The organism is Devosia sp. (assembly GCF_030689745.1).
GTDB classification, from domain to species: domain Bacteria; phylum Pseudomonadota; class Alphaproteobacteria; order Rhizobiales; family Devosiaceae; genus Devosia; species Devosia alba.
Genome location: NZ_JAUYGL010000047.1, coordinates 1 through 21,899, shown reverse-complemented (window position 1 = coordinate 21,899; position 21,899 = coordinate 1). Strand labels below are relative to the sequence as shown.

The following is a 21,899-nucleotide window of genomic DNA, read 5'->3' as shown; positions in this document are numbered from 1 at the left end:
TGGCTTAATAACACAAGGATCATTTGCCATTCGCCGTCCAATGAGACCAGTCACGCCCCAAAAAGATGGGCCGCCCGCCAATGAAGATATCACCAGCGCTGATGTTCAGCTGATCGACGCTGAAGGTGAGAACCGCGGGGTCGTCAATACCCGCGAAGCGCTCGCAGAGGCCCAGGACCAGGGCCTCGATCTCGTCTTGATCTCTCCCAATGCCGTCCCGCCGGTCGCCAAGATGCTCGATCTGGGGCGCTTCAAATACGCCGCGCAGAAAAAAGCTGCCGATGCGCGCAAGAAGCAGAAGGTGATTGAGGTCAAGGAAGTCCAGATGCGGCCCAATATCGACACGCATGACTACGAGACCAAGATGAAGGCGGTACAGCGCTTTCTCGACGACGGCGACAGGGTCAAGGTGACCATGCGTTTCCGTGGCCGCGAAATGGCGCATCAGGACCTGGGCATGCAGCTTTTGCTCAAGGTGCGCGCCCAGACCGAGGACGTCGCCAAGGTGGAAAGCCAGCCGCGCTCCGAGGGTCGCCAGATGGTGATGGTCCTGGCGCCTAAATAAGGGCGGTCGACCAGATCAGAATCGCAAGGGGCAGCCGCAGGGCTGCCCTTTTTGCGTTTGGAGGGCGGGGCAGGCGCTGCAACAGCCGGTTGGGACCGCATTCGGGTCGTGCGCAGGCCGAGACGATTGATCGAAATCAAGAACGCAGCCCGCCCGTGCAGGCATAACCTGGGGACACCAGGCGCTGGGCGTGGGTGCCGTAGACGATTTCACATGGAGAATAGCGGAAATGGCCATCTGGATGGTGAAAGCAACCTGGGTCGAGGACGAGACCGACGCAAGCGAGCACTGGGAGGTGAACGCGGCGACCGCACAGGAGGCAATGCAAGAAGCCGGGCTGCGGATGCGGTTCCAGCCCCATCACGTTGAGGTTCGGCGCCTGCCGGACGCGGCCGACGAGACCGAACTTGCACCGGGAGAGGCCCGGCACAGGCCGGCACGATAGCGGAACTGCATTTCACAAGACGCTAAGCGCCTGGTTGCCAGTCCGCAACCCCCCTATTCCGCCAGCGCCGCATCCACCTCACTCGCCACGGGAATGGCCGGCTGTGCCCCCGGCTTGAGACAGGCGAGGCTCCCGGCCGCGGCGGCGCGGCGCAGGGCGGTTTCGAGGTCCAGCCCGGCATTGAGCCCGGCGGCGAGATAGCCGCAGAAGGTATCGCCGGCCCCCACCGTATCGACCGGCTTGATCGGCAGGGCGGCAATGTGCAGCAGCTTGCCGTCCGTCATCGCCTTCACCCCGTCGCCGCCCAGAGTGACGATGAGGATCTGGTCGTGTGCCGCCGCCCAGTCCGCCATTGCCGCGTCAAGGTCGCTTTCCGGGCGGCCACTGAGCAGGGCGAATTCGGTTTCATTGGCGACAACGATATCGGCCAGGGGGGCGATGTCTGCCGTGTCGGCCAGAAAGGGCGCGGTGTTGAGCACGCTGGTGACGCCCTGCGCCCGCGCCAGCTCCAGCGCCCGCCGCGTCGCCGCCTGGGGGATTTCCTGCTGCACCAGCAGCAGATCGCCCTGGCCCAGCCCGTTCAGCGCGACCGCCGCATCCGCCGCGGTGATGGTGCCATTGGCGCCCGGCAGCACGGCAATGACGTTTTCGCCGGCCGCGTCGACAAAGATCATGGCAATGCCGGTGGCCCCTTCGGTCCGCCTGACCGCGCCCAGATCAACGCCGGCGGCAGCGAGCAATGCCAGCGCCGCATCGGCGAAACTGTCGCGCCCGACCGCCGAAACATGGCGCACCGCTGCCCCGGCGCGCCGCGCCGCCAGCGCCTGATTGGCGCCCTTGCCACCGGCGGCCATGGAAAACACCCCGCCCGCCACGGTTTCGCCGGGTTGCGGCAGGCGCGGCACGGTGCCGATCTGGTCCAGATTGGTCGAGCCGAAAACGGTGATCATGCCAGGGCCTTTTCGATGGTGTTCCAGTTGCGCGTGGTGACGAGGTAATCCTTGCCCAATTGCTGATCGAGCTGCTTGCCCAGCTCGATCAGGCCCTCGGTATAACGCCCATTGGGCTGGCGATAACAGGCCAGATAGATTTCCCGGGCGTCGATCCGCAGCACCTCGGTATGCAGGGGCCGGTTGAGCAGCGCCAGATCGGCCGGCAGCGGCGCGTCAAACAGCATGACATGGCGTGCCACATCAGCCTGGGGATCGAGTTGGCCAAATGGCGCCGCGGCCAGCATGGCGGCGATCTCGTCTTCGCCGCGCAGCACCACGCCAACGGCAAAGCCGAATTGCCTGGCGATGGCCGCCTCGATGTGCGCTTTGAGCGTAGTGTCCGCGACTGCCGCAAACCGCACATTGCCGCTGGCCAATATGGTCTTGATCTCGCTGAGACCCATTGCGGCCAGACAGGCCACAAGATCGGCCATCCTGATCTGTCGCTTGCCCAGATTGATGCCGCGCAGAAACGCCAGATAGCGGCTCATGACGGGCGCTTTTGCGGATGGATGGTTTCGCCACGGGCCAGCATGTCGACAAAACCGGCGATCTTTCTGGCGCGGGCCGCCGGCGTCTTGAGGTTGATCACCCGGAAGGTCAGGGCAAAGCGGTTCTGCGCGCTCAGCCCGCGATAGACCTCGCTGGCTGCCCGATTGGCCTCAATGGCCATGAGCAGGTCGGCCGGTGGCGCCATCGTGGTCGCATAGGCAGCGTCCCAGCGGCCATCCTTCTTGGCAGCTTCGACATGTCTGAGGCCATGCGGCGTCATCCGGCCATCGGCGATCAGCCGGGCGACATGGTCGCGATTGATCTGGCTCCACGCGCTTTTGGCCTTGCGCGGGCAATAGCGCTGCACAAAGGAGGTATCGTCCCAGGATTTGCGGATCGCGTCGATCCAGCCCCAGCACAGCACCACCTCGACTGCCTCGGTCGGGGAGATGGTCGGCGTGCCGCTGGCCTTCTTGAAGATCTGGATCCAGATCTCGTCAGCACTGTCGTGATGGGCACCCAGCCAGTCGTAGAACGCGGCCTGATTGGCAAAGCGCCTGACCTTGTCCGGATCGACCTGAACCGGTGCCATGGTTCAGCCCTCCACCGCCTCAGGCGTCGGCTCGGGCGGTGGTGGCTCAATGCCCGCAGCGGCGAGGATTTCGGCCAGTTTGGGATCAAGCAGCTCGGACGCCGGCAGCTGAATGCCAAAATTGCTGCTCAGCACCTCACGCATTTCCGCCACGCTGCCCAGCAGGCGCACCGCCGGCTCGCTGTCTCCGGCGTAGGTGGTGAAGCGGTTGTTGCGCAGTGCCAGCCGCTGGCCAGCGGGCGACAGCGCCACGCGCAGCTCGCCGCGGAACTGCGAGGCTGGATCGGTGGACAGGAAGGCATTGGACGCTTCGTAATCGCCCGGCGTCGCTTCACTGGTCTCGAACGCATAGACCGGTCGCCAGCTGTCGGCAATTTTGCTTTCGAGCTGCCACACCGGATCGCCGCCGGTGAGCCGGAATGTCTCATGCGGCGTGGTCTGCTCGGCATCAGTCTTGAGCTTGAGCGGCGCGGTCAGCGTCAGCCCGCCAAAACCCACATCGGCAATATAGCTGGAGCCGCCAATGTCCACGGCCAGCAACATGTGATGCGCCGGGCCCGCGACATTGTCCGGATTGTTCCACAAGACGCGCGCCGCCAGTCCGCGCACGGTAAATTCAAGCTCCTCGAGCACCGCCTTGAGCAGCAGATTGTGCTCATAGCAATAGCCGCCCCGCCGCTCGGTCAGCAGCTTGGTCTGCAGGCTCGCCAGGTCGATATTGACCGGCAGGCCCAATAGCGGATTGAGGTTTTCAAAGGCAATGGCTGCCGGGTGCAGCGCGTGTAGCGATTCGAGGGTCGCCAAGGTCGGGGCGATGGAGCCGGCAAAGCCGATTCGCTCGAAATAGCCTTTCAGATTGACCTTTTGGCGCATCAGCCACCCTTATCGCTATTGTCGGACTGGGCCAATATGGGTGATCGGTCGCCCGCTGTCACCGTGGCCGATTTACCATTTCAGTGCGTCATGGGGCTAGACAGGGGCCATTTGCACCGTGGGGCCGCGCGCGGCGGCGCCGATTGATGGCATTGTGCCGCTCAGGCGCGGGTACCGGCCCGACGCACGCGGATCACCACATCGACATGGCTGACCTCCATGCCCGTGGGCGCGGTGGGGAGCTTGGCGAATTCAACGGCGGTGGCCGGGATATCGATCATCCGCTGCTCGTCTTCCACATAGAAATGGTGGTGATCGGAGGTGTCGGTGTCAAAATAGGAGCGGGCGGCATCCACCGCCACTTCGCGCAGCAGGCCCGCTTCGTGGAACTGGTGCAGTGTATTGTAGATGGTGGCCAGGGAGACATTGACCCGCGCCTCGCCAGCTTCGCCGTGCAATTGCTCGGCGCTGACATGGCGGTGGGGGCCACCGAACAGCAATTCGGCCAGCGCCACGCGCTGCCGGGTCGGGCGAAGGCCGGCCATGCGCAGCACTGCCGTGAGGCACGGTTTGCGCGACGGATGTGACCGGACGGTCTGGCTACGATCAGTCATGGGGTCCTTGAATGCTCGAAAGGGCCGGAAGATGCTGGGGTTCTTATAGCGACCACGCCCCGCCGGCACAAGTCGGCGCGCCCTCGCCTGGCCCCGCGCGGCCAAAGCCGCCCTGGCGCCCGCTTGACCCTCCCAGCGTGCCCCTATACGAGACAAACACAAGGTTAACCGGGGTTGGATGCATGGCCGAGCGGCAAAGCGCATTTGGGTATCAAGAGCTGTTGGCGCATGGCCGGGGCGAACTGCCAGGCCAGGGCGATGCCCGCCTGCCAGCACCACCCATGCTGATGTTTGATCGCATCACCTCGATTTCCGAGGATGGTGGCGCCTATGGCAAGGGCCAGGTGCGCGCCGAGCTGGACGTCAATCCCGACCTCTGGTTCTTCCAGTGCCATTTCATCGGCGATCCGGTGATGCCCGGCTGCCTGGGTCTGGACGCCATCTGGCAGATGACCGGCTTTTTCCTCAGCTGGATCGGCCAGCCCGGCAGGGGGCGCGCGCTGGGCGGCGAAATAAAGTTTACCGGCCAGGTGACCAATGACGTAAAACTGGTCGAATATGGCATCGACCTCAAGCGCGTGATGAAGGGTCGCCTGACCCTCGGTATCGCCGATGGCTGGGTCAAGGCCGACGGCAAGGTGATCTACGAGGCCAAGGAACTGCGCGTCGGCTTGTTCACCGACGCCCAGATGCAGGCGCAGCAGGGCGCCTGAACCGCCCACAAACTGACGCATTCATTAACAAGAACGCTGCAAGCACGCGCGTCACACCAGGACTAAGCGAGGCCAAGATGAGACGAGTTGTCGTCACCGGCATGGGCATCATTTCCTCGATCGGCAATTCGCTCGACGAGGTGGTCGCAAGCCTGCTTGCGGCCAAGCCAGGCATTGTGTTTGCCCAGGATTATGCCGATTTGGGCTTCCGCAGCCAGGTCAAGGGCGATCCGCGCCTGGACCCGTTTGAGCTGCTTGATCGCCGCGTCACCCGCTTCATGGGCAAGGGCGCGGCCTGGAACTATCTGGCCATGCAGCAGGCCATCGCCGATGCGGGTCTCGAAGACAGCGACATTTCCAACCCCATGACCGGCATTGTCATGGGCTCGGGCGGCGCTTCCACCCGCACCATTGTCGAGGCCGCCGACATCACCCGCAAGAATTCCAGCCCCAAGCGCATTGGTCCCCTGGCCGTGCCCAAGGCCATGGGTTCCACCGCCTCGGCGACGCTGGCCACCGCCTTTGGCATCAAGGGCGTGAACTACACCATCACCGCCGCCTGCGCGACCTCCAAGCATTGCATCGGCAATGGCATGGAGCAGATCATGCTGGGCAAGCAGGATATCGTGTTTGCCGGCGGCCATGAGGATCTCGACTGGACCCTGTCGAACCTGTTCGACGCCATGGGGGCCATGAGTTCAAACTTCAACGCCACTCCCGACAAGGCCTCGCGCTGCTACGACGTCAATCGCGATGGCTTCGTGATTTCCGGCGGCGCCGGTGTGCTGGTGCTCGAAGAATACGAACACGCCAAGGCGCGTGGCGCAAAAATCTGGGCCGAACTGGTCGGCTATGGCGCCACCTCCGATGGCCTCGACATGGTTGCGCCCTCGGGCGAGGGCGCGGCGCGCTGCATGCAGATGGCGCTGAAAAATGTCGGTCCCAAGGTCGACTACATCAACCCCCATGCCACCTCGACGCCCGTCGGCGACCTCAAGGAAATCGAAGCCATTCGCGACGTGTTCGGCGATGCGAGCAAGTGTCCGCCCATCTCGGCCACCAAGTCGTTGACCGGCCACAGCCAGGGCGCCACCGGCGTGCATGAATCGATCTATTCGATCCTGATGATGAAGCACCGCTTCATCGCCGCCAGCGCCAATATCGACCAGCTCGACCCGGCCTTTGAAGACATGCCCATCATCCAGCAGCGGCGCGATGACGTTGATCTGGGCGTGGTGCTGTCCAACTCGTTCGGCTTTGGCGGCACCAACGCCGCCCTGGTGTTCAAGCACCCCGATGCTTAAGCCACCCGCCGGGGTCCCCTTCGCCTCCTGAGGGGGAGGAAAAGCCGGCGCCTAAAACGAAAATTCCGAAAACCGGGCCCCCTGGCTGTCATAGGTCAGCACCCGTCCGATCAGCGGTTCGCCAATGCCGGTGAGCAGCTTGATCGCTTCCATGGCCATCAGCGTGCCGATGACGCCGGTAAGGGGCCCCAATATGCCGGTGGCTTCGCAACTGGGCAGATCATCGTCACTGGCGGCCTCGGGATAGAGATCGGCAAAGCGCGGCCCGTCCGGCACAAACACCGTCACCTGGCCATCAAACATCGACACTGCGCCCGATACCAGTGGCCGCTGCAGCGCCTCGGCCGCTGCGGCTACGGCGCGGCGGGTGGCCAGATTGTCGGTGCCATCAAGCACCAGATCATAATCGGCCAGGATGACGGCGGCAGTGGCGGGCGTCAGCCGCTCGGTATGCAATCGGACAGTGATTTCAGGGTTCAGCGCCTGCACGAATCGTTCGGCGCTCGCCGCCTTGCCCATGCCGATCCCGGCGGTGGTGTGGATCATCTGCCGCTGCAGATTGGACAGCGAGACAGTGTCATTGTCGATGATGCCCAGCGTGCCCACGCCGGCGGCTGCCAGATAGGCGATGGCCGGACTGCCCAGCCCGCCGGCACCCACCACCAGCACCCGTGCCGCCTTGAGCGCCTGCTGACCGCGCCCGCCCATGCCCTTGAGCACCAGATGGCGCGCATAGCGCCGGGTTTCGGCGGCGGAAAGGGGGTCAGAGGCCAAGTGGCACCACCATGAAGCGGCGGTCCGGGCCTTCAAAGCCAAAGCTGTAGACCGAGATGATGCCAAGCGCCTGGCTGAGCGGTTGGTCCGCAAACGGCTGCACCACGCCAAACAGCCGGTACTCGACCGGGCAGCCGCGCGAGCGGGGCAGGCTGGTATCGTGATGCACCACGCGCTCGCCATTTTCATCGCTGATGCTCAATGAATAGCCCTGCGGCACCGCGTCGAACCATTCCGCGCAGGGCGTCGATGAAACCGTGTCGAACTGGGTCAGGGTCAGCGTATAGCTGCCGATAGTCGCGCCGGGCTCGAAGCCGGGCGCGCCAAAGCGCAGGGTTTTCCCGTCGGCCTCGGCCGCGCCGTCCCCGATCATGGCGATCAATTCGCCCGGCACCTCAATGCCCAGCGTTGCAATGTTATCGGCCGCCCTGGCCCGCGCGGCGGCGCGAATGTCGCTCAGCGTCGTCCGCTCCTCGTCGGCCTGCAGGCGGAACGGCGTGCCGACCACCCAGCTGTCCTCGACCAGATCCACGACATAGATGCTGGAATAGGCAAAGCCCGAGCCATCCTGAATGCCGAATTCCTCGAACGCGAAATAGCTGCCATCGGCCGAATAGCCGATCAGGTCGATCTGGGCCCGGTCGCCCGCCAGGGCCGGCCCGGCCAGCAGGGCGAGCATGCCCACAAGGCTAGCGGCCCGTCGAACCATGCCCGCCATCGCCGCGTTCAGTCTCATCCAGTGTCTCCCTTTCGACCAGGGTAACGGCACTCACCGGTGCCACCACCATCTGCGCAATTCGCTCGCCCCGCCGCACCACAAACGGGGTGGTGCCGTGATTGATCAGCACGACCTTGATCTCGCCGCGATAGTCGGCGTCCACCGTGCCGGGCGCATTGAGCACCGTAATGCCATGTTTTGCCGCCAGTCCCGAGCGCGGCCGGATTTGCGCCTCATAGCCCTGCGGCAAGGCAATGGCCAAGCCGGTCGGGATCATCGCATAGGCGCCTGGGGCAATCTCGATCGTCGCATCGGGCGCCAGTGCCGCCGCCAGATCGAGCCCGGCCGCACCAGCTGTCTGCTGTGCCGGCAGCTTCAGTCCGCGCCCATGCTCAAGCCAGCGCAATGGAATGGCGATCGGGCTGGTGGGCATAACTGGCTCGAATCCTTGGCTTATTGGCGCTCAGACTAGGGCGTCGCTGCAGCGCGGGCAAGCGGCATGCTGTTACAGAGTCAGCACCCGCCACAGCACGGCCAGCAGCGTCACTGCGGCGAGGCCGATCAGCCCCAGCAGCGCCCGGCGCAGCACCAGATCGGCGGGCTGTTGCTTTCTGGCGTGGTAATCGGCCAGCGCCAATTCGGCCTGGGCCAGTATTGTCGGTACCCTTCCGGCCGCCTCGACCGCAGTCTTGAGGTGTTCGCCCAGGCTTTCCATCTGGCCCATGGGCCCGGCCTGCTTGCGCAACCACTCACCCACCACCGGCTCGGAGACGCTCCAGATATCCAGATCGGGATCGAGCGCCCGCGCCACGCCTTCCACCAGCACCATGGATTTCTGCAACAACACCAGTTCGGGCCGGGTCTGCATGTCAAACAGATCGGTGATCGCGAATAATTGTCCGAGCACGCGGGCCATCGAAATGTCGGCGGCGGTGCGGCCGTGCAGCGGCTCGCCGATCGAGCGGATCGCCAACGCAAAATCGTCGACCGACTGGCCCTTGGGCACATAGCCGATATCGAAATGCCGCTCGGCCACCATGCGATAGTCGCGGGTGATGAAGCCATAGAGGATATCGGCGAGAAAGCGGCGTTCCTGGCGGTTGATGCGGCCCATAATGCCGAAATCGACGGCAATCACATCGCCACTGCGCGGATCGGCAAACAGATTGCCCGGATGCATGTCGGCGTGAAAAAACCCGTCGCGAATGGCATGGCGCAAAAAGCTCTGCAGCAGATTGGCGGCCAGCGCCTTGCGATCGACGCCCGCCGCGTCCAGCGCGGCGTGCTCGCGGATCGGGATGCCATCGACCCAGCTGGTGGTCAGCACATTCTGCGCCACGTGGTCCCAGCTGACCGAGGGAATGACAAAGCCGGTATCGTCCTTGATATTCTCGGCCATCTCGGAGATCGACGCCGCTTCCAGCCGCAGATCGAGCTCAAGTTGCGCCGAGCGATCCAGCGTTTCCACGACCTCAACAGGGCGCAGCCGCTTGGTGGAAGCGGCAAAGCGGTTGGCCAGCCGGGCGGCGGCGTAAAAGCTCTCGATATCGGCCATGAAGCGGGCCTGCACGCCGGGGCGCAGTATCTTGACCGCGACAATCTTGTTGGGTCCATTGGCCGGTTTGAGCGTGGCGCGATGCACCTGGGCGATCGAGGCGGCCGCGATGGGCGCGCTCAGCTCGGTCAGCTCGGTCGCCTTGTCCTCCAGCGCCGCCGCCAGAATGCCGGGCACCAGGGCGGCATCAAATGGATCCATGCGATCCTGCAGGCCAGCCAGATCATTGGCGATGGCGGCCCCGACCACGTCGGGCCGCGTGGCCAGGGTCTGGCCAAACTTGACATAGGTGGGCCCCAGCAGGTTCAACGCCCTGGTCAGCCGCTCGACATGGCCGGTCTTGCGCACGCTGGGGCGCTCGATCAACCGGCCCAGCCAGATGCCGGCACGCAGCGGCGCCAGAGCGGGCGGCAGATCCCTGGTCGAGATGATCGAAAGCGCGCCTTCGCGGGCCAGGACATAGCCGGCGCGCAGCAGGCGGAAATAGGCGGAAAACGGCATGCGCTAGAGCTTCCAGCCAGAAAACAGCGTGGCGATATTACCGCTGAACGGGGTGAATTTGGCGCGCTTGAAACCCGCCTGGCTCAGCATGGACTGGAACAACGTCGGGTTGGGGAATTTGCGGATCGATTCCACCAGATATTGATAGGGCTGCGCGTCGCCGGTCACCAGCTTGCCCATGGGCGGGATCAGTGTATCCGAGAATGCCTTGTAGATGGCGTCAAGCCCGGGCACATCAACCTGGCTGAATTCGAGCACCAGAATCCGACCGCCGCGCTTGAGCACGCGATGGGCCTCGTTCAGCGCCTGCTGGATGCGCGGTACATTGCGAATGCCAAAGGCAATCGTATAGGCGTCAAAGCTATTGTCCGCGAATGGCAACTCTTCGGCATTGGCTTCGACAAAGCTGGCCTGCGCCGGAAAGCGCCAGCTCTTGGCGCGCTCGGCCCCGACCCGCAGCATGTCCGAATTGATGTCGGAGACCACCACTTCGGCATAACCCACCGAGGCATTGATGATGCGCTCGGCAATATCGCCGGTGCCGCCGGCCATATCGAGCACCCGATAGGGCCGCGAGCCGGACTTGGGCGGCGCCAGATCGGCGACCATGGCATCCTTCCAGATCCGGTGAATGCCCATGCTCATCAGATCATTCATCAGGTCGTAGCGATCGGCCACACCGTGGAACACCTGGTTGACCATGCCCTGCTTGTCGTCCAGCGCAACAGTCTGCTCGCCGAAATGGGTGGTCTCGCGCGCCTCGGTCATGGCTATGCTCTTAATCTGTAATGATGTTGGCGCGCACCATATAGAAGCGTTATGGGCTTTGCCAATCGCGCAAAGCCGCACAGGTAAAGAGGATCGCCATGCCCGAGCTGCCCGAGGTCGAAACCGTGCGACGCGGCCTGCAGCCCTGGCTGGAAGGCGCGCGCATCAATCACGTCACCCTCAACCGTCCCAATCTGCGCTTTCCCTTCCCGCAGGGCCTGGCCGATGGGCTGGCGGACAGCACCATTGTGGCGGTGGGCCGCCGCGCCAAATATCTGCTGATCGAGCTCTCCAATGGCAAGACGCTGCTCAGCCATCTGGGCATGACCGGCTCCTGGCGCTTTGCCGAACACGGCATCGACAAGCCACCGCGCTATTATGAAACCGCGACCCCGCCCAAGCACGATCACCTGGTGCTCGATCTCGATCATCCCGCGCACGGCAGGAGCCATCTCATCTATGCCGATCCGCGCCGCTTCGGTTTTGTCGATCTCTATGATGACATCACCCTCAGCCCCTATCTGCTGGGCCTGGGTCCCGAGCCGCTGGGCAATGACTTCAATGCGGCGGCGATGGCCGACAAATTTGCCGGCAAGAAGACCCCCATCAAGGCCGCACTGCTGGACCAGCGCGTGGTGGCGGGACTGGGCAATATCTATGTCGCCGAGGCACTGCACCGCGCCCATATCCTGCCCACAGTGCTGGCTGGCGCGCTGGTGACGGCCAAGGGCAAGCCCAAACCGGCGCTGGAGCAGCTGGCGACCGGCGTGCGCACCGTCCTCAATGAGGCCATCGCCTCGGGCGGCTCCACCCTGCGTGACTTCCGCAATGCCGAGGGTGGCAATGGCTATTTCCAGCACAATTTCGCCGTCTATGACCGCGAGGGCGACCCCTGCGCCACCCCTGGCTGCACTGGTGTGGTCCAGCGCATCGTCCAGTCGGGCCGATCCACCTTCTTTTGTCCCGTCTGCCAGACCAAACCCTGACCCAGGCTGGTCTGAATCCAGTTGACGCTCGGGCCGGCATCCCCTATAGACCGCGCAACTTGGCGGCTATCGATAGGCCGCCGATTTTCATTTTCATCCCGGACGCATGCGACCTCGTGGCGCGATCGGCCGGTTGGACGCCAAGAGGACCATTATGGCCAATACGCCTTCAGCCAAAAAGGCTACCCGCAAGATTGAAGCCCGCACGGCGGTCAACAGGTCGCGCCGTTCGCGCGTGCGCACCTTCATCCGCAAGGTTGAAGAAGCCATTATTGCCGGTGACCACAAGCTGGCCATGGAAGCCCTGGCAGTCGCGGCTCCCGAGATCGCCCGCGCTTCCAGCAAGGGCATTGTTCATGCCAATCTGGCCGCGCGCAAGGTCAGCCGTTTGAACAGCCGGGTGAAGGCGCTCAGCGCTTAACTGCCGGCGAGACTGGCGCCTGCAAGGCAGCCGGTCACCTGACGAAACGGGGCTCCGCAAGGGGCCCTTTTTGTTTGTTTGGTAGTGAGTATCGTTTTTCGGCTGGCCCGGGATATGTCATTGCCGTGACGCCACTTGCCAGCGCGCCCGATCGTGTCAACCGACGACATTTCTTGAGCCCTCAGAGGGATTTGGCCCGGTGCTGGCTATTGTTGAAACGGGCAGCAGCACCACGAGACAGGAAATAATCTGACCTTCCGGAAATAAATTTTTTTCCGATCAGATTACCCCCCGACGCGAATCTGCGTTGAGTCCCAGCGCCTTGCCCGGAAGGGGTCGGGACCCTTCGATGGGCCCCAAAAATACAACCTCAGAGTCAAGCCCCCATTTTGCTGATTCCACGGTTGCGAGCCCCATATCGTGCCTCTAAAGTAAGCCCGTCAGCTTGAGAGACGGCGCCGTCAATGAGCGTCTGACTGAGCTGTCGGGGTCATTTTTCGGGGCGTAGTTTTTAGCAAAAGCTCGGCTAATGCCGGGATGGTTTCAGACGGTGAAGACCGTGTCTCCAGCCCTCGTGGTTGGTGGTATGATCGGGGCCGGAGCGTTATTATTAAGCCATTGGCCTTGTACGGCCGGGTTCATGACAGTGGAATAGATAAACCCCGCCGGTCCATTCCGGCGGACAGGAATAATGCGTTCGCATGAGCGGGGGCAGGGGCGAAGCCATGGCTGTGTGGGCAAACACAGAGCAGCCACGGCGCAGACAGATGCAGACCGGACTTTGCGGACCGGTCGAACAGTTAAAACGGGGCACACTTGATGACGCGACAGGCGACCGCTGGCAGGGACAATTGGCCTGAGACCAATGCTGCAATGACAAGCACAATCAACAAGGGCGATAATCCTGTCATGACCACCTCCGATTCCAGTGAAGCCCAACGTGAGCTGTGGACCCGGGTTCGCGCCCGCATCAAGACTGCTGTGGGCGTGGATGTGTTCACCTCCTGGTTCGCCAGCCTGGAGCTGGAAGAAATCGTCGATGATGTGGTGCATCTGTCGGCCCCGACGCGTTTTCTGTGCTCATGGGTCCAATCCAATTATGCCGAGCGCCTGCTCGAGGCCTTCCGTCAGGATCTTGCCGAAACCGACCGCATCCAGGTGACGCTGCGCGTCAATGGGCAGGCCCGTCCGCGCTTTACCCCGGCTGCCGCTGAACCTATGGCCAGCGACGCGCCCAACCCACCCGCCGCGCCGACACAGGCCCCGCTCGCCAGCATGGCGCGCTTCCCGCGCGACACCGCCGCTGCCAAGGGCGATGCCCTCTCGGGCAGTGCCATTGATGCGCGCATGACCTTTGACAGTTTCGTGCCGGGCGCTGCCAATGAAATGGCCTTCGGCGTTGCCAAGCAGATCGCCAATGCGGCCGCCAACAACACGGTCACCTTCAACCCGGTCTACATCCATTCCACCGTCGGACTGGGCAAGTCCCATCTGCTCAACGCCATTGCGCACGCCGTGCAGCAGGCCGACAGCACCAAGAACATCGTCTATCTGACCGCCGACCATTTCATGTACCATTTCATCACCGCCGTGCAGCGCCAGTCCGCGCTCGGCTTCAAGGAATGGCTGCGCCGCGTCGATCTGCTGCTGATCGATGACATGCAGTTCCTGCAGGGCAAGTCGGCCACCGAATTTGGGCACACGCTGGGCACGCTGCTCACCGGGGCCAAGCAGGTCGTGGTGGCCGGCGATGCGCCGCCACGTGATCTTGAAATGCTCGATGAGCGCGTCCGCTCGCGGCTCTCGGGCGGGCTGGTGGTACCGATCTCGGGCTTTGATCTCGAGCTGCGTCGCGCCATCGTGCAGCGCCGGGCCGATCAGTCCACCGCCCGCTACGGCATGCACTTCCCGGCACCCGTCATCGACTATATCTCGCGCGCCGTGATCAGCCATGGCCGGGATCTGGATGGCGCCGTCAACCGTCTGGTGGCCGCCAACCAGCTGACCGGCGAACTGATCACCGTGCCGCTGGCCGAAAAGACCCTGGGCGATCTGATCCGCAACCGCGAGGCGCGCCGGGTCCGCATCGAAGACATTTTGCGTATCGTCTCGCGCCACTACAAGGTGCCGCGCAACGAACTGCTCTCGGCCCGCCGCTCGCGCGACGTGGTGCGCCCGCGCCAGATCGCCATGTTCCTGGCCAAGGCGCTGACATCGCGCTCGCTGCCCGAAATCGGCCGGCGCTTTGGCGGCCGCGATCACACCACCGTGCTGCACTCGGTGCGCAAGGTTGAGTCCATGATCAAGGATGACGTGGAGCTGGGTCAGGAAATCGAACTGCTCAAGCGCATGCTCGAAGAGTAGCGCCGCGCAAGATTGACGAAAATGGCGGGCCCGGTGCCCGCCATTACTGTTTCCAAGGCTAGTTCTTGGGCCTGACGGGCAGGTCCTGTTCCATGAAATCGGCAAAGGCCTGCTGGTAATCGGGATGCCAGCGCGACAGGGCCGGGCGGTTCTCGATAATGTCCATGGCGTTCCACAAGATGCGCTTGTGGTCGATTTCATTGGGCGTTTCTTCGTCCGGGCACAGGATGAAGAAGCGGTCCTGCGCGATTGCTGCCGCCATATAGTCGACCACCTGTTCGGGCCGCCAGGCGCCGGGGCGATGTTCGGCGTCGCCCGTCGTGGTCCAGCCCGGGATCAGCAGATGCGCACTGATCGCGCAGCCTTCGCGCTCGCGCAGATCGCGCGCCAGGTTTTGGCTATAGGCATTCACGGCGGCCTTGGACGTATTGTAGGCCGGATTGCCCGGCGGGTTGGTCAGCCCCTGCTTGGAGCCGGTATTGATGATCACCCCCTGGCGCCCTGCCGCCAGCATGCCGGGCAGAAACGCCTGCACGCCATTGACCGGCCCCAATACATTGACCGCGAACACGCGCTGCCAGTTTTCATTGGCATCAAGGATCCCGCCCGGCCCGCCACTGACAAAGGCTGCCGCATTGTTCATCAGCAGGGTCGGGCTGCCCAATTGCTGCTCCACCTGCCGGGCGAAACCAAGCATGGCGGCGGTGTCGCTGACATCGACCCGTTCCACCACCAGATTGGCGCCCCCCACCACGCCCGCCAGTTCGGCGCCGATTGTGGCCAGCTTGGCCGCGTTGATGTCCACCAGGGCGATTTTCATGCCGGCTGCGGCAGCACGTCGCGCCGCCGCCCGGCCAATGCCACTGGCGCCGCCGGTAATCACCGCCACGCCGTCGGCTGCAAAACATTCGGCCATCCGGGCCTCCTCTTGTTTCCTGTGCGCCAAACCTAGTCCGATTTGCCCGCCGATACAGCCCGTTCGGCCGCACGCATTTGCTGGGTGCAAAGCGCGTGCTGCCCTTGCGTTTTGGTCACCAAATTGTAAATGTCCACACCCCGCCCGCCGGGAGTTTATGCTGCATTTGTGCAGCCGCGTAGTGCCAGGGAAGTCGTCGCATGAAAGTCACGCTCGAACGCAATCACCTGCTCAAGTCACTGAGCCATGTGCACCGGGTTGTGGAACGCCGCAACACCTATCCCATTCTGGCCAACGTGCTGTTCAAGGCCAGCGATGACAAGGTCGAGCTGCGCGCCACCGATCTGGATATCGAGGTCACCGAATCGGTGCCGGCCATGGTCTCGACGCCCGGCACCACCACGGTGCCGGCGCATACGCTCTATGAGATTGTCCGCAAGCTTGCCGATGGCGCCGAAGTGCGGCTCGAGACCGATGGCGGCGAGAACATGGTTCTCACCTCCGGTCGCTCGCGCTTCAATCTGGCCTGCCTGTCGCCCGACAGCTTCCCCGACCTCAAGTCCGGCGCCTTTGGCCATGAGTTTTCCATGCCGGTCACCGCGTTGCGCGAGCTGATCGAGCGCACCCAGTTCGCCATCTCCAATGAGGAGACGCGCTACTATCTCAACGGCATCTATTTCCATACCGTCGACATTTCCGGCACCGTGCTGCGCGCCGTGGCCACCGATGGCCACCGCATGGCGCGCGCCGAAATCGACGCGCCCGAGGGCGCCAAGGGCATGCCCGGCATCATCGTCCCGAAAAAGACCGTCGGCGAAGTCCAGAAGCTGCTCGATGGCGCCGATGGCGAAGTGCTGGTGGAGGTCTCCGAGACCAAGATCCGCTTTGCGGTGGGTGAAGTCGTGCTGCTCAGCAAGCTGATCGAAGGCACCTTCCCCGATTACGACCGGGTGACCCCCAAGAACAACGACAAGCAGATGACGGTCGACCGCGCCAGCTTCGCCACCGCCGTCGACCGCGTTTCTACCATTGCCTCCGAGCGCGGTGGCAAGGCGGTCAAGCTGCACGCCACGGACGGCCTGCTCGAGCTGTCGGTGACCAATCCCGATCACGGCACGGCCAGCGAAGAGCTGGCGGTGGAATTTGACACGGACGGCTTCGAGATCGGCTTCAACGCCCGCTATTTGCTCGATATTATCGGCCAGATCCGCTCCGAGAGCGCCATCTTCATGTTCAACGACGCCGGCTCGCCGACGCTGGTCAAGGACGATGGTGAAACCCGCGCGCTCTACGTGCTGATGCCGATGCGCGTCTAATCGTTCGGTGAACTGACTGTCCACACGCGCGATGCCCCCTTCTCCCCTTGAGGGAGAAGGTGTCCAAAGGGCGGATGAGGGGTCTGCAATGGTTGGCATGGCTAAGCTGACTGGTCGAACCCCTCACCCGTCTCGGCTTCGCCGATCCACCCTCTCTCTCAAGGGGAGAGGGGAAGAAGGCAAATGATCCGCCATCTCTCCCGCCTGCGTCTCACCGCCTTCCGCAATTATGCGGCGGCGGCGCTTGATCTTGATTCCCGCCACGTCGTGCTGACCGGCCCCAATGGCGCCGGCAAGACCAATCTGCTGGAGGCGATTTCCCTGCTCTCGCCCGGCCGCGGCCTGCGCCGTGCCGCTTTCGAGACCGTGCAGGCGCACGACGCCGATCTGGGCTGGGCCGTGGCCGCGACGGTGGAAACGGCCGATGGTCCTGCCGATATCGGCACCGGTGCCGCGCCCGATGGCGGCCGTCGGGTCCGCATCAATGGCGCCAATGCCCGCTCGGTCGAGGCGATGAGCGATTATTTGCGCGTGCTCTGGCTCACCCCGGCCATGGACGGCCTGTTCTCGGGCCCGGCGAGCGATCGGCGGCGCTTTCTGGACCGGCTGGTGACCACGCTGATCCCCAGCCATTCGGCCGCGGTCAATGACTATGAAAAGGCCATGCGGCAGCGCAACCGCCTGCTCGAAGACCATGGCGACCCCGCCTGGCTGGGGGCCATCGAGGCGCAGATGGCAGAGCTGGGCGCCTCCATCCATCTGGCCCGCACCGACAGTCTGAGCCATTTGCAGACCCTGATCGGCCAGAGCCTGGACGATGCCAGCTTCCCTGCCGCCCATCTGGCGCTGACGCCGCTGTTTGCCGAAACTGTCGAGCCGGACGCCTCGGCGGCGCTTGAGACCGTGTTGAGCGAGAGCTGGCAGCGCAGCCGCGGTCGCGATCGCGCGGCCGGGCGCACCCTGGTCGGCCCCCATCGGGTGGATCTGGAGGTCACCTATGCCCAGAAATCCATTCCGGCCGCCCTGGGCTCCACCGGCGAGCAGAAGGCGCTGCTGATCGGGCTGATCCTGGCCCATGCCCGGCTGGTCAAATTGCGCACCACCATCACCCCGTTCCTGCTGCTCGACGAGATCGCCGCCCATCTCGATCCGGATCGCCGCCGGGCACTGTTCGTGGCCCTCGATGGCCTCGGCACGCAGTGCTTTTTGACCGGCACGGACCGCGTCCTGTTCGAGGCTCTGGGTGAGCGCGCCCAGACCATCACCGTGCGCGACGGTCGCTTGCAGCACGACTAGGGCAAAACCCCGGCATTTGCCCTGAAAACGGCCATTTTGCTTGGGGATACCACCCCGTTCCGCTAGAACAAAAGCACTCTGAAACTGACTGATTCGGACCCCATGACCGATAGCGAAAATCCCGTTCCCGAAGAATATGGCGCCGACAGCATCAAGGTGCTGCGTGGCCTCGATGCTGTGCGCAAGCGCCCCGGCATGTATATCGGCGATACCGATGACGGTTCCGGCCTGCACCACATGGTCTATGAGGTGGTCGACAACGCAATTGACGAGGCCCTGGCCGGTCACGCCGACCTGGTCAATGTCACCCTCAATGCCGATGGCTCGGTGTCCGTCAACGACAATGGTCGTGGCATCCCGACCGGCATTCACAAGGAAGAGGGCATTTCGGCCGCCGAGGTCATCATGACCCAGCTCCATGCCGGCGGTAAGTTCGACCAGAACTCCTACAAGGTCTCGGGCGGTCTGCACGGCGTGGGTGTTTCGGTGGTGAACGCGCTCTCGGCCTGGCTCAAGCTCAATATTCGCCGGGACGGCGGCGTCTTCGAGATGAGCTTCACCCATGGCGACTCCGACGCGCCGCTCGAGCAGATCGGCAGCTATGTCGAGAACAAGCAGGCCGGTGTCTATGAGGGACGTAGCGGCACCGAGATTACCTTCTTCCCGTCCGACCAGACCTTCACCATGGTCGAGTTCGACTTCAAGACGCTTGAGCATCGCCTGCGCGAGCTCGCTTTCCTCAATTCAGGCGTGCACATCCTGCTCAATGACAACCGTCATCCCGAGCCGGTCAGCGTCGACCTGTTCTATGAGGGGGGGCTCGAAGCCTTCGTCAACTATCTCGACAAGTCCAAGACGCCGGTAATCGAGCGGCCGATCACCATGATCAGCGAAAAGGACGGCATCACCGTCGAAGTCGCGCTGCAGTGGAACGACAGCTACCACGAGAACGTGCTGTGCTTTACCAACAACATCCCGCAGCGCGATGGCGGCACCCATCTGGCTGGGCTGCGTGGCGCGCTGACGCGCCAGGTGACCAGCTATGCCGAGAGTTCGGGCATTGCCAAGCGCGAGAAGGTTTCGCTGACCGGTGACGACACCCGCGAAGGCCTGACCTGCGTGCTCTCGGTCAAGGTGCCCGATCCAAAGTTCTCCAGCCAGACCAAGGACAAGCTGGTCTCGTCCGAAGTGCGGCCGGTGGTGGAGAACATCGTCAACGACAAGCTCGGCCAGTGGTTTGAAGAGCATCCCGCCGAAGCCAAGGTCATTGTCGGCAAGGTGGCTGAAGCCGCCGCCGCCCGGGAGGCCGCCCGCAAGGCGCGCGAACTGACCCGACGCAAGGGTGCGCTGGAAATTTCCTCGCTGCCCGGCAAGCTCGCCGACTGCCAGGAACGCGATCCGGCCAAGTCGGAGATCTTCATCGTCGAGGGTGACTCCGCCGGCGGCTCCGCCAAGCAGGGCCGCGACCGCTCCAATCAGGCCGTGCTGCCCCTGCGCGGCAAGATCCTCAATGTCGAGCGCGCCCGTTTTGACCGCATGATCTCCTCCGATCAGGTCGGTACGCTGATCACCGCGCTCGGCACCGGCATTGGCCGCGAAGAGTTCAACGTCGACAAGCTGCGCTACCACAAGATCATCATCATGACCGATGCTGACGTCGACGGCGCCCATATCCGCACTTTGCTGCTGACCTTCTTTTATCGCCAGACGCCCGAACTGCTCGAGCGCGGTCACATCTACATCGCCCAGCCGCCGCTCTACAAAGCCACCCGCGGCCGGTCCGAGCAATATCTCAAGGACGAGCGCGCTCTCGAAGACTATCTGCTCGACTATGGCCTGGACGAAGCCGTGTTCAAGACCCAGCACGGCACCGAGCACGCCGGCGCCGATCTGATGGGCATCCTGCAGCAGGCCCGCGATATCGTCAAAGCCATCGACAATCTCAATACCCGCTACAATCGCAGCCTGGTTGAACAGGCTGCCATTGTCGGCGGGCTCGATCCCGAGGGTCTCAGCGACCCCGCACGCATCAACGAGACCCTGAGCCGCGTGGCCAACCGGCTCGACCGCATCTCGGACGAACTCGAACGCGGCTGGGCCGGCGCCATCACCGACGAAGATGGCCTGGCCTTCTCGCGCACCGTGCGCGGCGTGGAGGAAACCCACCAGCTCGACCAATCGCTGATGCAGAGCGCCGATGCGCGCAAGCTGCGCCAGCTGGCCGACCGGCTCGACGAGATCTATGGCGGCGTGCCAACCCTGGTCCGCAAGGGCGAGACCACCCAGATCTTTGGCCCCGCTTCGCTGTTCAAGACCGTGACCGATGCCGGCCGCAAGGGCGTCTCGCTGCAGCGCTACAAGGGACTGGGCGAAATGAACGCGTCCCAGCTCTGGGAAACCACGCTCGACCCCAATGCCCGCACCCTGCTCAAGGTCGAGGTGAACCAGACCGACGAAGCCGACCAGATTTTTACCGCCCTGATGGGCGACCTGGTCGAACCGCGTCGTGAATTCATCGAGGAAAACGCCCTCAGCGTGTCCAATCTGGACGTTTAGCGCGCAACCATTGCTATTGCACTGCCGGCAGGGGGCCCTCCACCATCGGTGTCGGGGTCCCCTGCCATGTCAGGCGGTAGATCGCCCCTTGGCGGACTGACTGCACCGCTGCCGGGCGCAGTGCGGCAAAGCAGGTGCCGCCGCTGTGGCGCACCGAGGGGTAAATCACGCCATTGAGGCCTTCGGCGCGGGCCGCCTCGGCCAGCCGATTGCCAATCGGGTAAGCCGCGGCCGCGTCCGGCCCCAGGGCGGCGTGCTCGGGCGTCTGCCGCAGGTCGAGATAGGCGCCCGCCAGGCTGCAATACATCTCGGTGTAATCGACCACCGCCGCATAGACGCCCGTATCGGCGAGGAAACGGGTGAGGTGAAAGCGCACTTCAACCAGGCAGGTTTCCACGCTCAGCGCCGCATACCAGGCGCCCCGATTGGCGCCATTGAAGCGGTTGGGCTGCTGCGGCCGGGCATAGGCAAAGGCGGCATTGATGAAATGGGCGTGCGGCACGTCATAGACCAGTTCATTGGCGGCGAGGCCGGAAATGCCCCGATCCTGCGCCAGCTGCCGCGTGCTGGTCGCCCCCTCGATTTCCGCCAGCAGGGCCAGTTCATCTTCGTCATCGGCCAGCGCTGCCAGCACCGATTCGCGCAGCCGTGCCGTGGTCACCAGCCGGACCGTGGTGGGAAAGGCCACGGTAACAATTGGCACGCCATCAATGGCCAATCACAGGCCCCCGCGTACGGCGTCGACATAGCGCCGCACCTCAAGCATTTGCGGAATGCCACCCCTGATCATCGATGCGATGGGCGTCTGCTGACTGAAGAGCGGTCCCTTGTTGTCCAGCTGCAGCCAGCGATCGGCCATGTCGTCGGCAAACAGCAGGTGCAGGCCCTTGTAGATGCCGACCAGCGCGGAAATCCGCGTCATCTGGTCCTGGCTGAGCAGCTTGTCCTTGCCACCCTGTTTCATGCGCTCCCAGGTGCTGCTCGACACATCCAGCAGTGCCGCCGCCTGCTGCCCGGTCAGGCCCCAGTGTCCGACCAGGCGCCGATAGGCCTTCAGCGCCACCGCCGACAGCCGCGCCCGATCGGCCTCGGCCGAAAAATCCTGCCAATCGCGCGGCTCGACCTGACCCAGCATCGC

Annotated in this window: 23 protein-coding genes; 10 read left to right on the top strand and 13 right to left on the bottom strand. The window is 63.8% G+C overall.

Going from position 1 to position 21,899, the window contains the following annotated elements:
• Positions 1 to 28 precede the first annotated feature (28 nt).
• Together infC and Q8O80_RS04100 are read left to right on the top strand one after the other, a co-directional pair.
• Positions 29 to 565 (top strand): translation initiation factor IF-3, encoded by a 537-nt coding sequence (gene infC, locus Q8O80_RS04105; RefSeq protein WP_305577238.1) that lies wholly within the window; start codon positions 29 to 31, stop codon positions 563 to 565.
• 229 nt (positions 566 to 794) lie between these two features.
• Complete coding sequence (locus tag Q8O80_RS04100; protein ID WP_305577218.1) at positions 795 to 1,010, top strand: hypothetical protein; 216 nt, start codon at positions 795 to 797, stop codon at positions 1,008 to 1,010.
• A gap of 53 nt (positions 1,011 to 1,063) precedes the next feature.
• Here the strand turns inward: Q8O80_RS04100 and Q8O80_RS04095 are convergent, their stop codons facing one another.
• The 5 genes from Q8O80_RS04095 to irrA form a co-directional block, all read right to left on the bottom strand.
• The gene (locus Q8O80_RS04095) at positions 1,064 to 1,960 is read right to left on the bottom strand and encodes a ribokinase (RefSeq protein WP_305577216.1); all 897 of its coding nucleotides are present in this window, start codon (positions 1,958 to 1,960) and stop codon (positions 1,064 to 1,066) included.
• Positions 1,957 to 2,493, bottom strand: a complete 537-nt coding sequence (locus tag Q8O80_RS04090) for a DUF1697 domain-containing protein (protein WP_305577214.1) — start codon at positions 2,491 to 2,493, stop codon at positions 1,957 to 1,959. The genes Q8O80_RS04095 and Q8O80_RS04090 overlap by 4 nt, the downstream gene beginning before the upstream one ends.
• Positions 2,490 to 3,086 carry a YdeI family protein gene (locus Q8O80_RS04085; protein ID WP_305577212.1) on the bottom strand — a complete coding sequence of 199 codons (597 nt, stop codon included), beginning with the start codon at positions 3,084 to 3,086 and terminating at the stop codon, positions 2,490 to 2,492. The genes Q8O80_RS04090 and Q8O80_RS04085 overlap by 4 nt, the downstream gene beginning before the upstream one ends.
• Before the next feature lie 3 nt (positions 3,087 to 3,089).
• Positions 3,090 to 3,959 (bottom strand): arylamine N-acetyltransferase, encoded by an 870-nt coding sequence (locus tag Q8O80_RS04080; protein ID WP_305577210.1) that lies wholly within the window; start codon positions 3,957 to 3,959, stop codon positions 3,090 to 3,092.
• A gap of 161 nt (positions 3,960 to 4,120) precedes the next feature.
• Positions 4,121 to 4,573: an iron response transcriptional regulator IrrA gene (gene irrA / locus Q8O80_RS04075; RefSeq protein WP_305577208.1), complete on the bottom strand. Its 453-nt coding sequence runs from the start codon at positions 4,571 to 4,573 to the stop codon at positions 4,121 to 4,123.
• A 182-nt stretch (positions 4,574 to 4,755) separates the two neighbouring features.
• Here irrA and fabA point away from each other — a divergent pair, with 182 nt between their 5' ends.
• Complete coding sequence (gene fabA, locus Q8O80_RS04070) at positions 4,756 to 5,286, top strand: 3-hydroxyacyl-[acyl-carrier-protein] dehydratase FabA (protein WP_305577206.1); 531 nt, start codon at positions 4,756 to 4,758, stop codon at positions 5,284 to 5,286.
• A 77-nt stretch (positions 5,287 to 5,363) separates the two neighbouring features.
• Positions 5,364 to 6,590, top strand: a complete 1,227-nt coding sequence (gene fabB / locus Q8O80_RS04065; protein ID WP_305577204.1) for a beta-ketoacyl-ACP synthase I — start codon at positions 5,364 to 5,366, stop codon at positions 6,588 to 6,590.
• 51 nt (positions 6,591 to 6,641) lie between these two features.
• Here fabB and Q8O80_RS04060 read toward each other — a convergent pair whose 3' ends face one another.
• From Q8O80_RS04060 to ubiE, 5 genes are all read right to left on the bottom strand, one after another.
• Entirely contained in the window at positions 6,642 to 7,364 is a 723-nt protein-coding gene (locus Q8O80_RS04060) for a molybdopterin-synthase adenylyltransferase MoeB (protein WP_305577202.1), read from the bottom strand.
• Entirely contained in the window at positions 7,354 to 8,100 is a 747-nt protein-coding gene (locus tag Q8O80_RS04055; RefSeq protein WP_305577200.1) for a DUF2259 domain-containing protein, read from the bottom strand. The genes Q8O80_RS04060 and Q8O80_RS04055 overlap by 11 nt, the downstream gene beginning before the upstream one ends.
• The gene (dut, locus tag Q8O80_RS04050; RefSeq protein WP_305577198.1) at positions 8,054 to 8,515 is read right to left on the bottom strand and encodes a dUTP diphosphatase; all 462 of its coding nucleotides are present in this window, start codon (positions 8,513 to 8,515) and stop codon (positions 8,054 to 8,056) included. Before dut ends, Q8O80_RS04055 begins: the two co-directional genes overlap by 47 nt.
• Before the next feature lie 72 nt (positions 8,516 to 8,587).
• Positions 8,588 to 10,138 (bottom strand): 2-polyprenylphenol 6-hydroxylase, encoded by a 1,551-nt coding sequence (gene ubiB, locus Q8O80_RS04045; RefSeq protein WP_305577196.1) that lies wholly within the window; start codon positions 10,136 to 10,138, stop codon positions 8,588 to 8,590.
• A gap of 3 nt (positions 10,139 to 10,141) precedes the next feature.
• A complete protein-coding gene (ubiE, locus tag Q8O80_RS04040) occupies positions 10,142 to 10,906 on the bottom strand; it encodes a bifunctional demethylmenaquinone methyltransferase/2-methoxy-6-polyprenyl-1,4-benzoquinol methylase UbiE (protein WP_305577194.1) in 765 nt (254 codons plus the stop codon).
• Positions 10,907 to 11,004: 98 nt separating this feature from the next.
• Here ubiE and mutM point away from each other — a divergent pair, with 98 nt between their 5' ends.
• From mutM to dnaA, 3 genes are all read left to right on the top strand, one after another.
• The gene (gene mutM / locus Q8O80_RS04035) at positions 11,005 to 11,892 is read left to right on the top strand and encodes a bifunctional DNA-formamidopyrimidine glycosylase/DNA-(apurinic or apyrimidinic site) lyase (protein WP_305577192.1); all 888 of its coding nucleotides are present in this window, start codon (positions 11,005 to 11,007) and stop codon (positions 11,890 to 11,892) included.
• Positions 11,893 to 12,046: 154 nt separating this feature from the next.
• Positions 12,047 to 12,313, top strand: coding sequence for a 30S ribosomal protein S20 (gene rpsT / locus Q8O80_RS04030; RefSeq protein WP_305577190.1), 267 nt, complete (start codon positions 12,047 to 12,049; stop codon positions 12,311 to 12,313).
• An 873-nt stretch (positions 12,314 to 13,186) separates the two neighbouring features.
• Entirely contained in the window at positions 13,187 to 14,677 is a 1,491-nt protein-coding gene (dnaA, locus tag Q8O80_RS04025; protein WP_305577188.1) for a chromosomal replication initiator protein DnaA, read from the top strand.
• 58 nt (positions 14,678 to 14,735) lie between these two features.
• Here the strand turns inward: dnaA and Q8O80_RS04020 are convergent, their stop codons facing one another.
• Positions 14,736 to 15,593, bottom strand: a complete 858-nt coding sequence (locus tag Q8O80_RS04020; protein WP_305577186.1) for an SDR family oxidoreductase — start codon at positions 15,591 to 15,593, stop codon at positions 14,736 to 14,738.
• Between the two features lie 200 nt (positions 15,594 to 15,793).
• Between Q8O80_RS04020 and dnaN the strand changes: the two genes are divergently transcribed.
• The 3 genes from dnaN (at position 15,794) to gyrB (ending at position 20,761) form a co-directional block, all read left to right on the top strand.
• A complete protein-coding gene (gene dnaN / locus Q8O80_RS04015; RefSeq protein WP_305577184.1) occupies positions 15,794 to 16,909 on the top strand; it encodes a DNA polymerase III subunit beta in 1,116 nt (371 codons plus the stop codon).
• A 183-nt stretch (positions 16,910 to 17,092) separates the two neighbouring features.
• The gene (gene recF, locus Q8O80_RS04010; RefSeq protein WP_305577182.1) at positions 17,093 to 18,205 is read left to right on the top strand and encodes a DNA replication/repair protein RecF; all 1,113 of its coding nucleotides are present in this window, start codon (positions 17,093 to 17,095) and stop codon (positions 18,203 to 18,205) included.
• A 102-nt stretch (positions 18,206 to 18,307) separates the two neighbouring features.
• Entirely contained in the window at positions 18,308 to 20,761 is a 2,454-nt protein-coding gene (gene gyrB, locus Q8O80_RS04005) for a DNA topoisomerase (ATP-hydrolyzing) subunit B (RefSeq protein WP_305577180.1), read from the top strand.
• 13 nt (positions 20,762 to 20,774) lie between these two features.
• On the opposite strand, the gene Q8O80_RS04000 is transcribed toward gyrB, so the two are convergent.
• Together Q8O80_RS04000 and Q8O80_RS03995 are read right to left on the bottom strand one after the other, a co-directional pair.
• On the bottom strand, positions 20,775 to 21,479 hold the full coding sequence (locus Q8O80_RS04000; RefSeq protein ID WP_305577178.1) for an RES family NAD+ phosphorylase: 705 nt from the start codon (positions 21,477 to 21,479) through the stop codon (positions 20,775 to 20,777).
• A complete protein-coding gene (locus Q8O80_RS03995) occupies positions 21,480 to 21,896 on the bottom strand; it encodes an antitoxin Xre-like helix-turn-helix domain-containing protein (RefSeq protein WP_305577236.1) in 417 nt (138 codons plus the stop codon).
• Positions 21,897 to 21,899: the final 3 nt, after the last annotated feature.

Bases quoted from the DNA above. Each gene is read 5' to 3' on its own strand.
- mutM (WP_305577192.1), top strand. From the start codon at position 11,005: ATGCCCGAGCTGCCCGAGGTCGAAACCGTGCGACGCGGCCTGCAGCCC.
- fabB (WP_305577204.1), top strand. From the start codon at position 5,364: ATGAGACGAGTTGTCGTCACCGGCATGGGCATCATTTCCTCGATCGGC.
- rpsT (WP_305577190.1), top strand. From the start codon at position 12,047: ATGGCCAATACGCCTTCAGCCAAAAAGGCTACCCGCAAGATTGAAGCC.
- Q8O80_RS04095 (WP_305577216.1), bottom strand. From the start codon at position 1,960: ATGATCACCGTTTTCGGCTCGACCAATCTGGACCAGATCGGCACCGTG.
- dnaA (WP_305577188.1), top strand. From the start codon at position 13,187: ATGACAAGCACAATCAACAAGGGCGATAATCCTGTCATGACCACCTCC.
- Q8O80_RS03995 (WP_305577236.1), bottom strand. From the start codon at position 21,896: ATGCTGGGTCAGGTCGAGCCGCGCGATTGGCAGGATTTTTCGGCCGAG.
- Q8O80_RS04080 (WP_305577210.1), bottom strand. From the start codon at position 3,959: ATGCGCCAAAAGGTCAATCTGAAAGGCTATTTCGAGCGAATCGGCTTT.
- recF (WP_305577182.1), top strand. From the start codon at position 17,093: ATGATCCGCCATCTCTCCCGCCTGCGTCTCACCGCCTTCCGCAATTAT.
- Q8O80_RS04085 (WP_305577212.1), bottom strand. From the start codon at position 3,086: ATGGCACCGGTTCAGGTCGATCCGGACAAGGTCAGGCGCTTTGCCAAT.
- irrA (WP_305577208.1), bottom strand. From the start codon at position 4,573: ATGACTGATCGTAGCCAGACCGTCCGGTCACATCCGTCGCGCAAACCG.
- Q8O80_RS04055 (WP_305577200.1), bottom strand. From the start codon at position 8,100: ATGAGACTGAACGCGGCGATGGCGGGCATGGTTCGACGGGCCGCTAGC.
- Q8O80_RS04100 (WP_305577218.1), top strand. From the start codon at position 795: ATGGCCATCTGGATGGTGAAAGCAACCTGGGTCGAGGACGAGACCGAC.
- Q8O80_RS04020 (WP_305577186.1), bottom strand. From the start codon at position 15,593: ATGGCCGAATGTTTTGCAGCCGACGGCGTGGCGGTGATTACCGGCGGC.
- Q8O80_RS04090 (WP_305577214.1), bottom strand. From the start codon at position 2,493: ATGAGCCGCTATCTGGCGTTTCTGCGCGGCATCAATCTGGGCAAGCGA.
- ubiB (WP_305577196.1), bottom strand. From the start codon at position 10,138: ATGCCGTTTTCCGCCTATTTCCGCCTGCTGCGCGCCGGCTATGTCCTG.
- ubiE (WP_305577194.1), bottom strand. From the start codon at position 10,906: ATGACCGAGGCGCGCGAGACCACCCATTTCGGCGAGCAGACTGTTGCG.
- dnaN (WP_305577184.1), top strand. From the start codon at position 15,794: ATGAAAGTCACGCTCGAACGCAATCACCTGCTCAAGTCACTGAGCCAT.
- gyrB (WP_305577180.1), top strand. From the start codon at position 18,308: ATGACCGATAGCGAAAATCCCGTTCCCGAAGAATATGGCGCCGACAGC.
- fabA (WP_305577206.1), top strand. From the start codon at position 4,756: ATGGCCGAGCGGCAAAGCGCATTTGGGTATCAAGAGCTGTTGGCGCAT.
- dut (WP_305577198.1), bottom strand. From the start codon at position 8,515: ATGCCCACCAGCCCGATCGCCATTCCATTGCGCTGGCTTGAGCATGGG.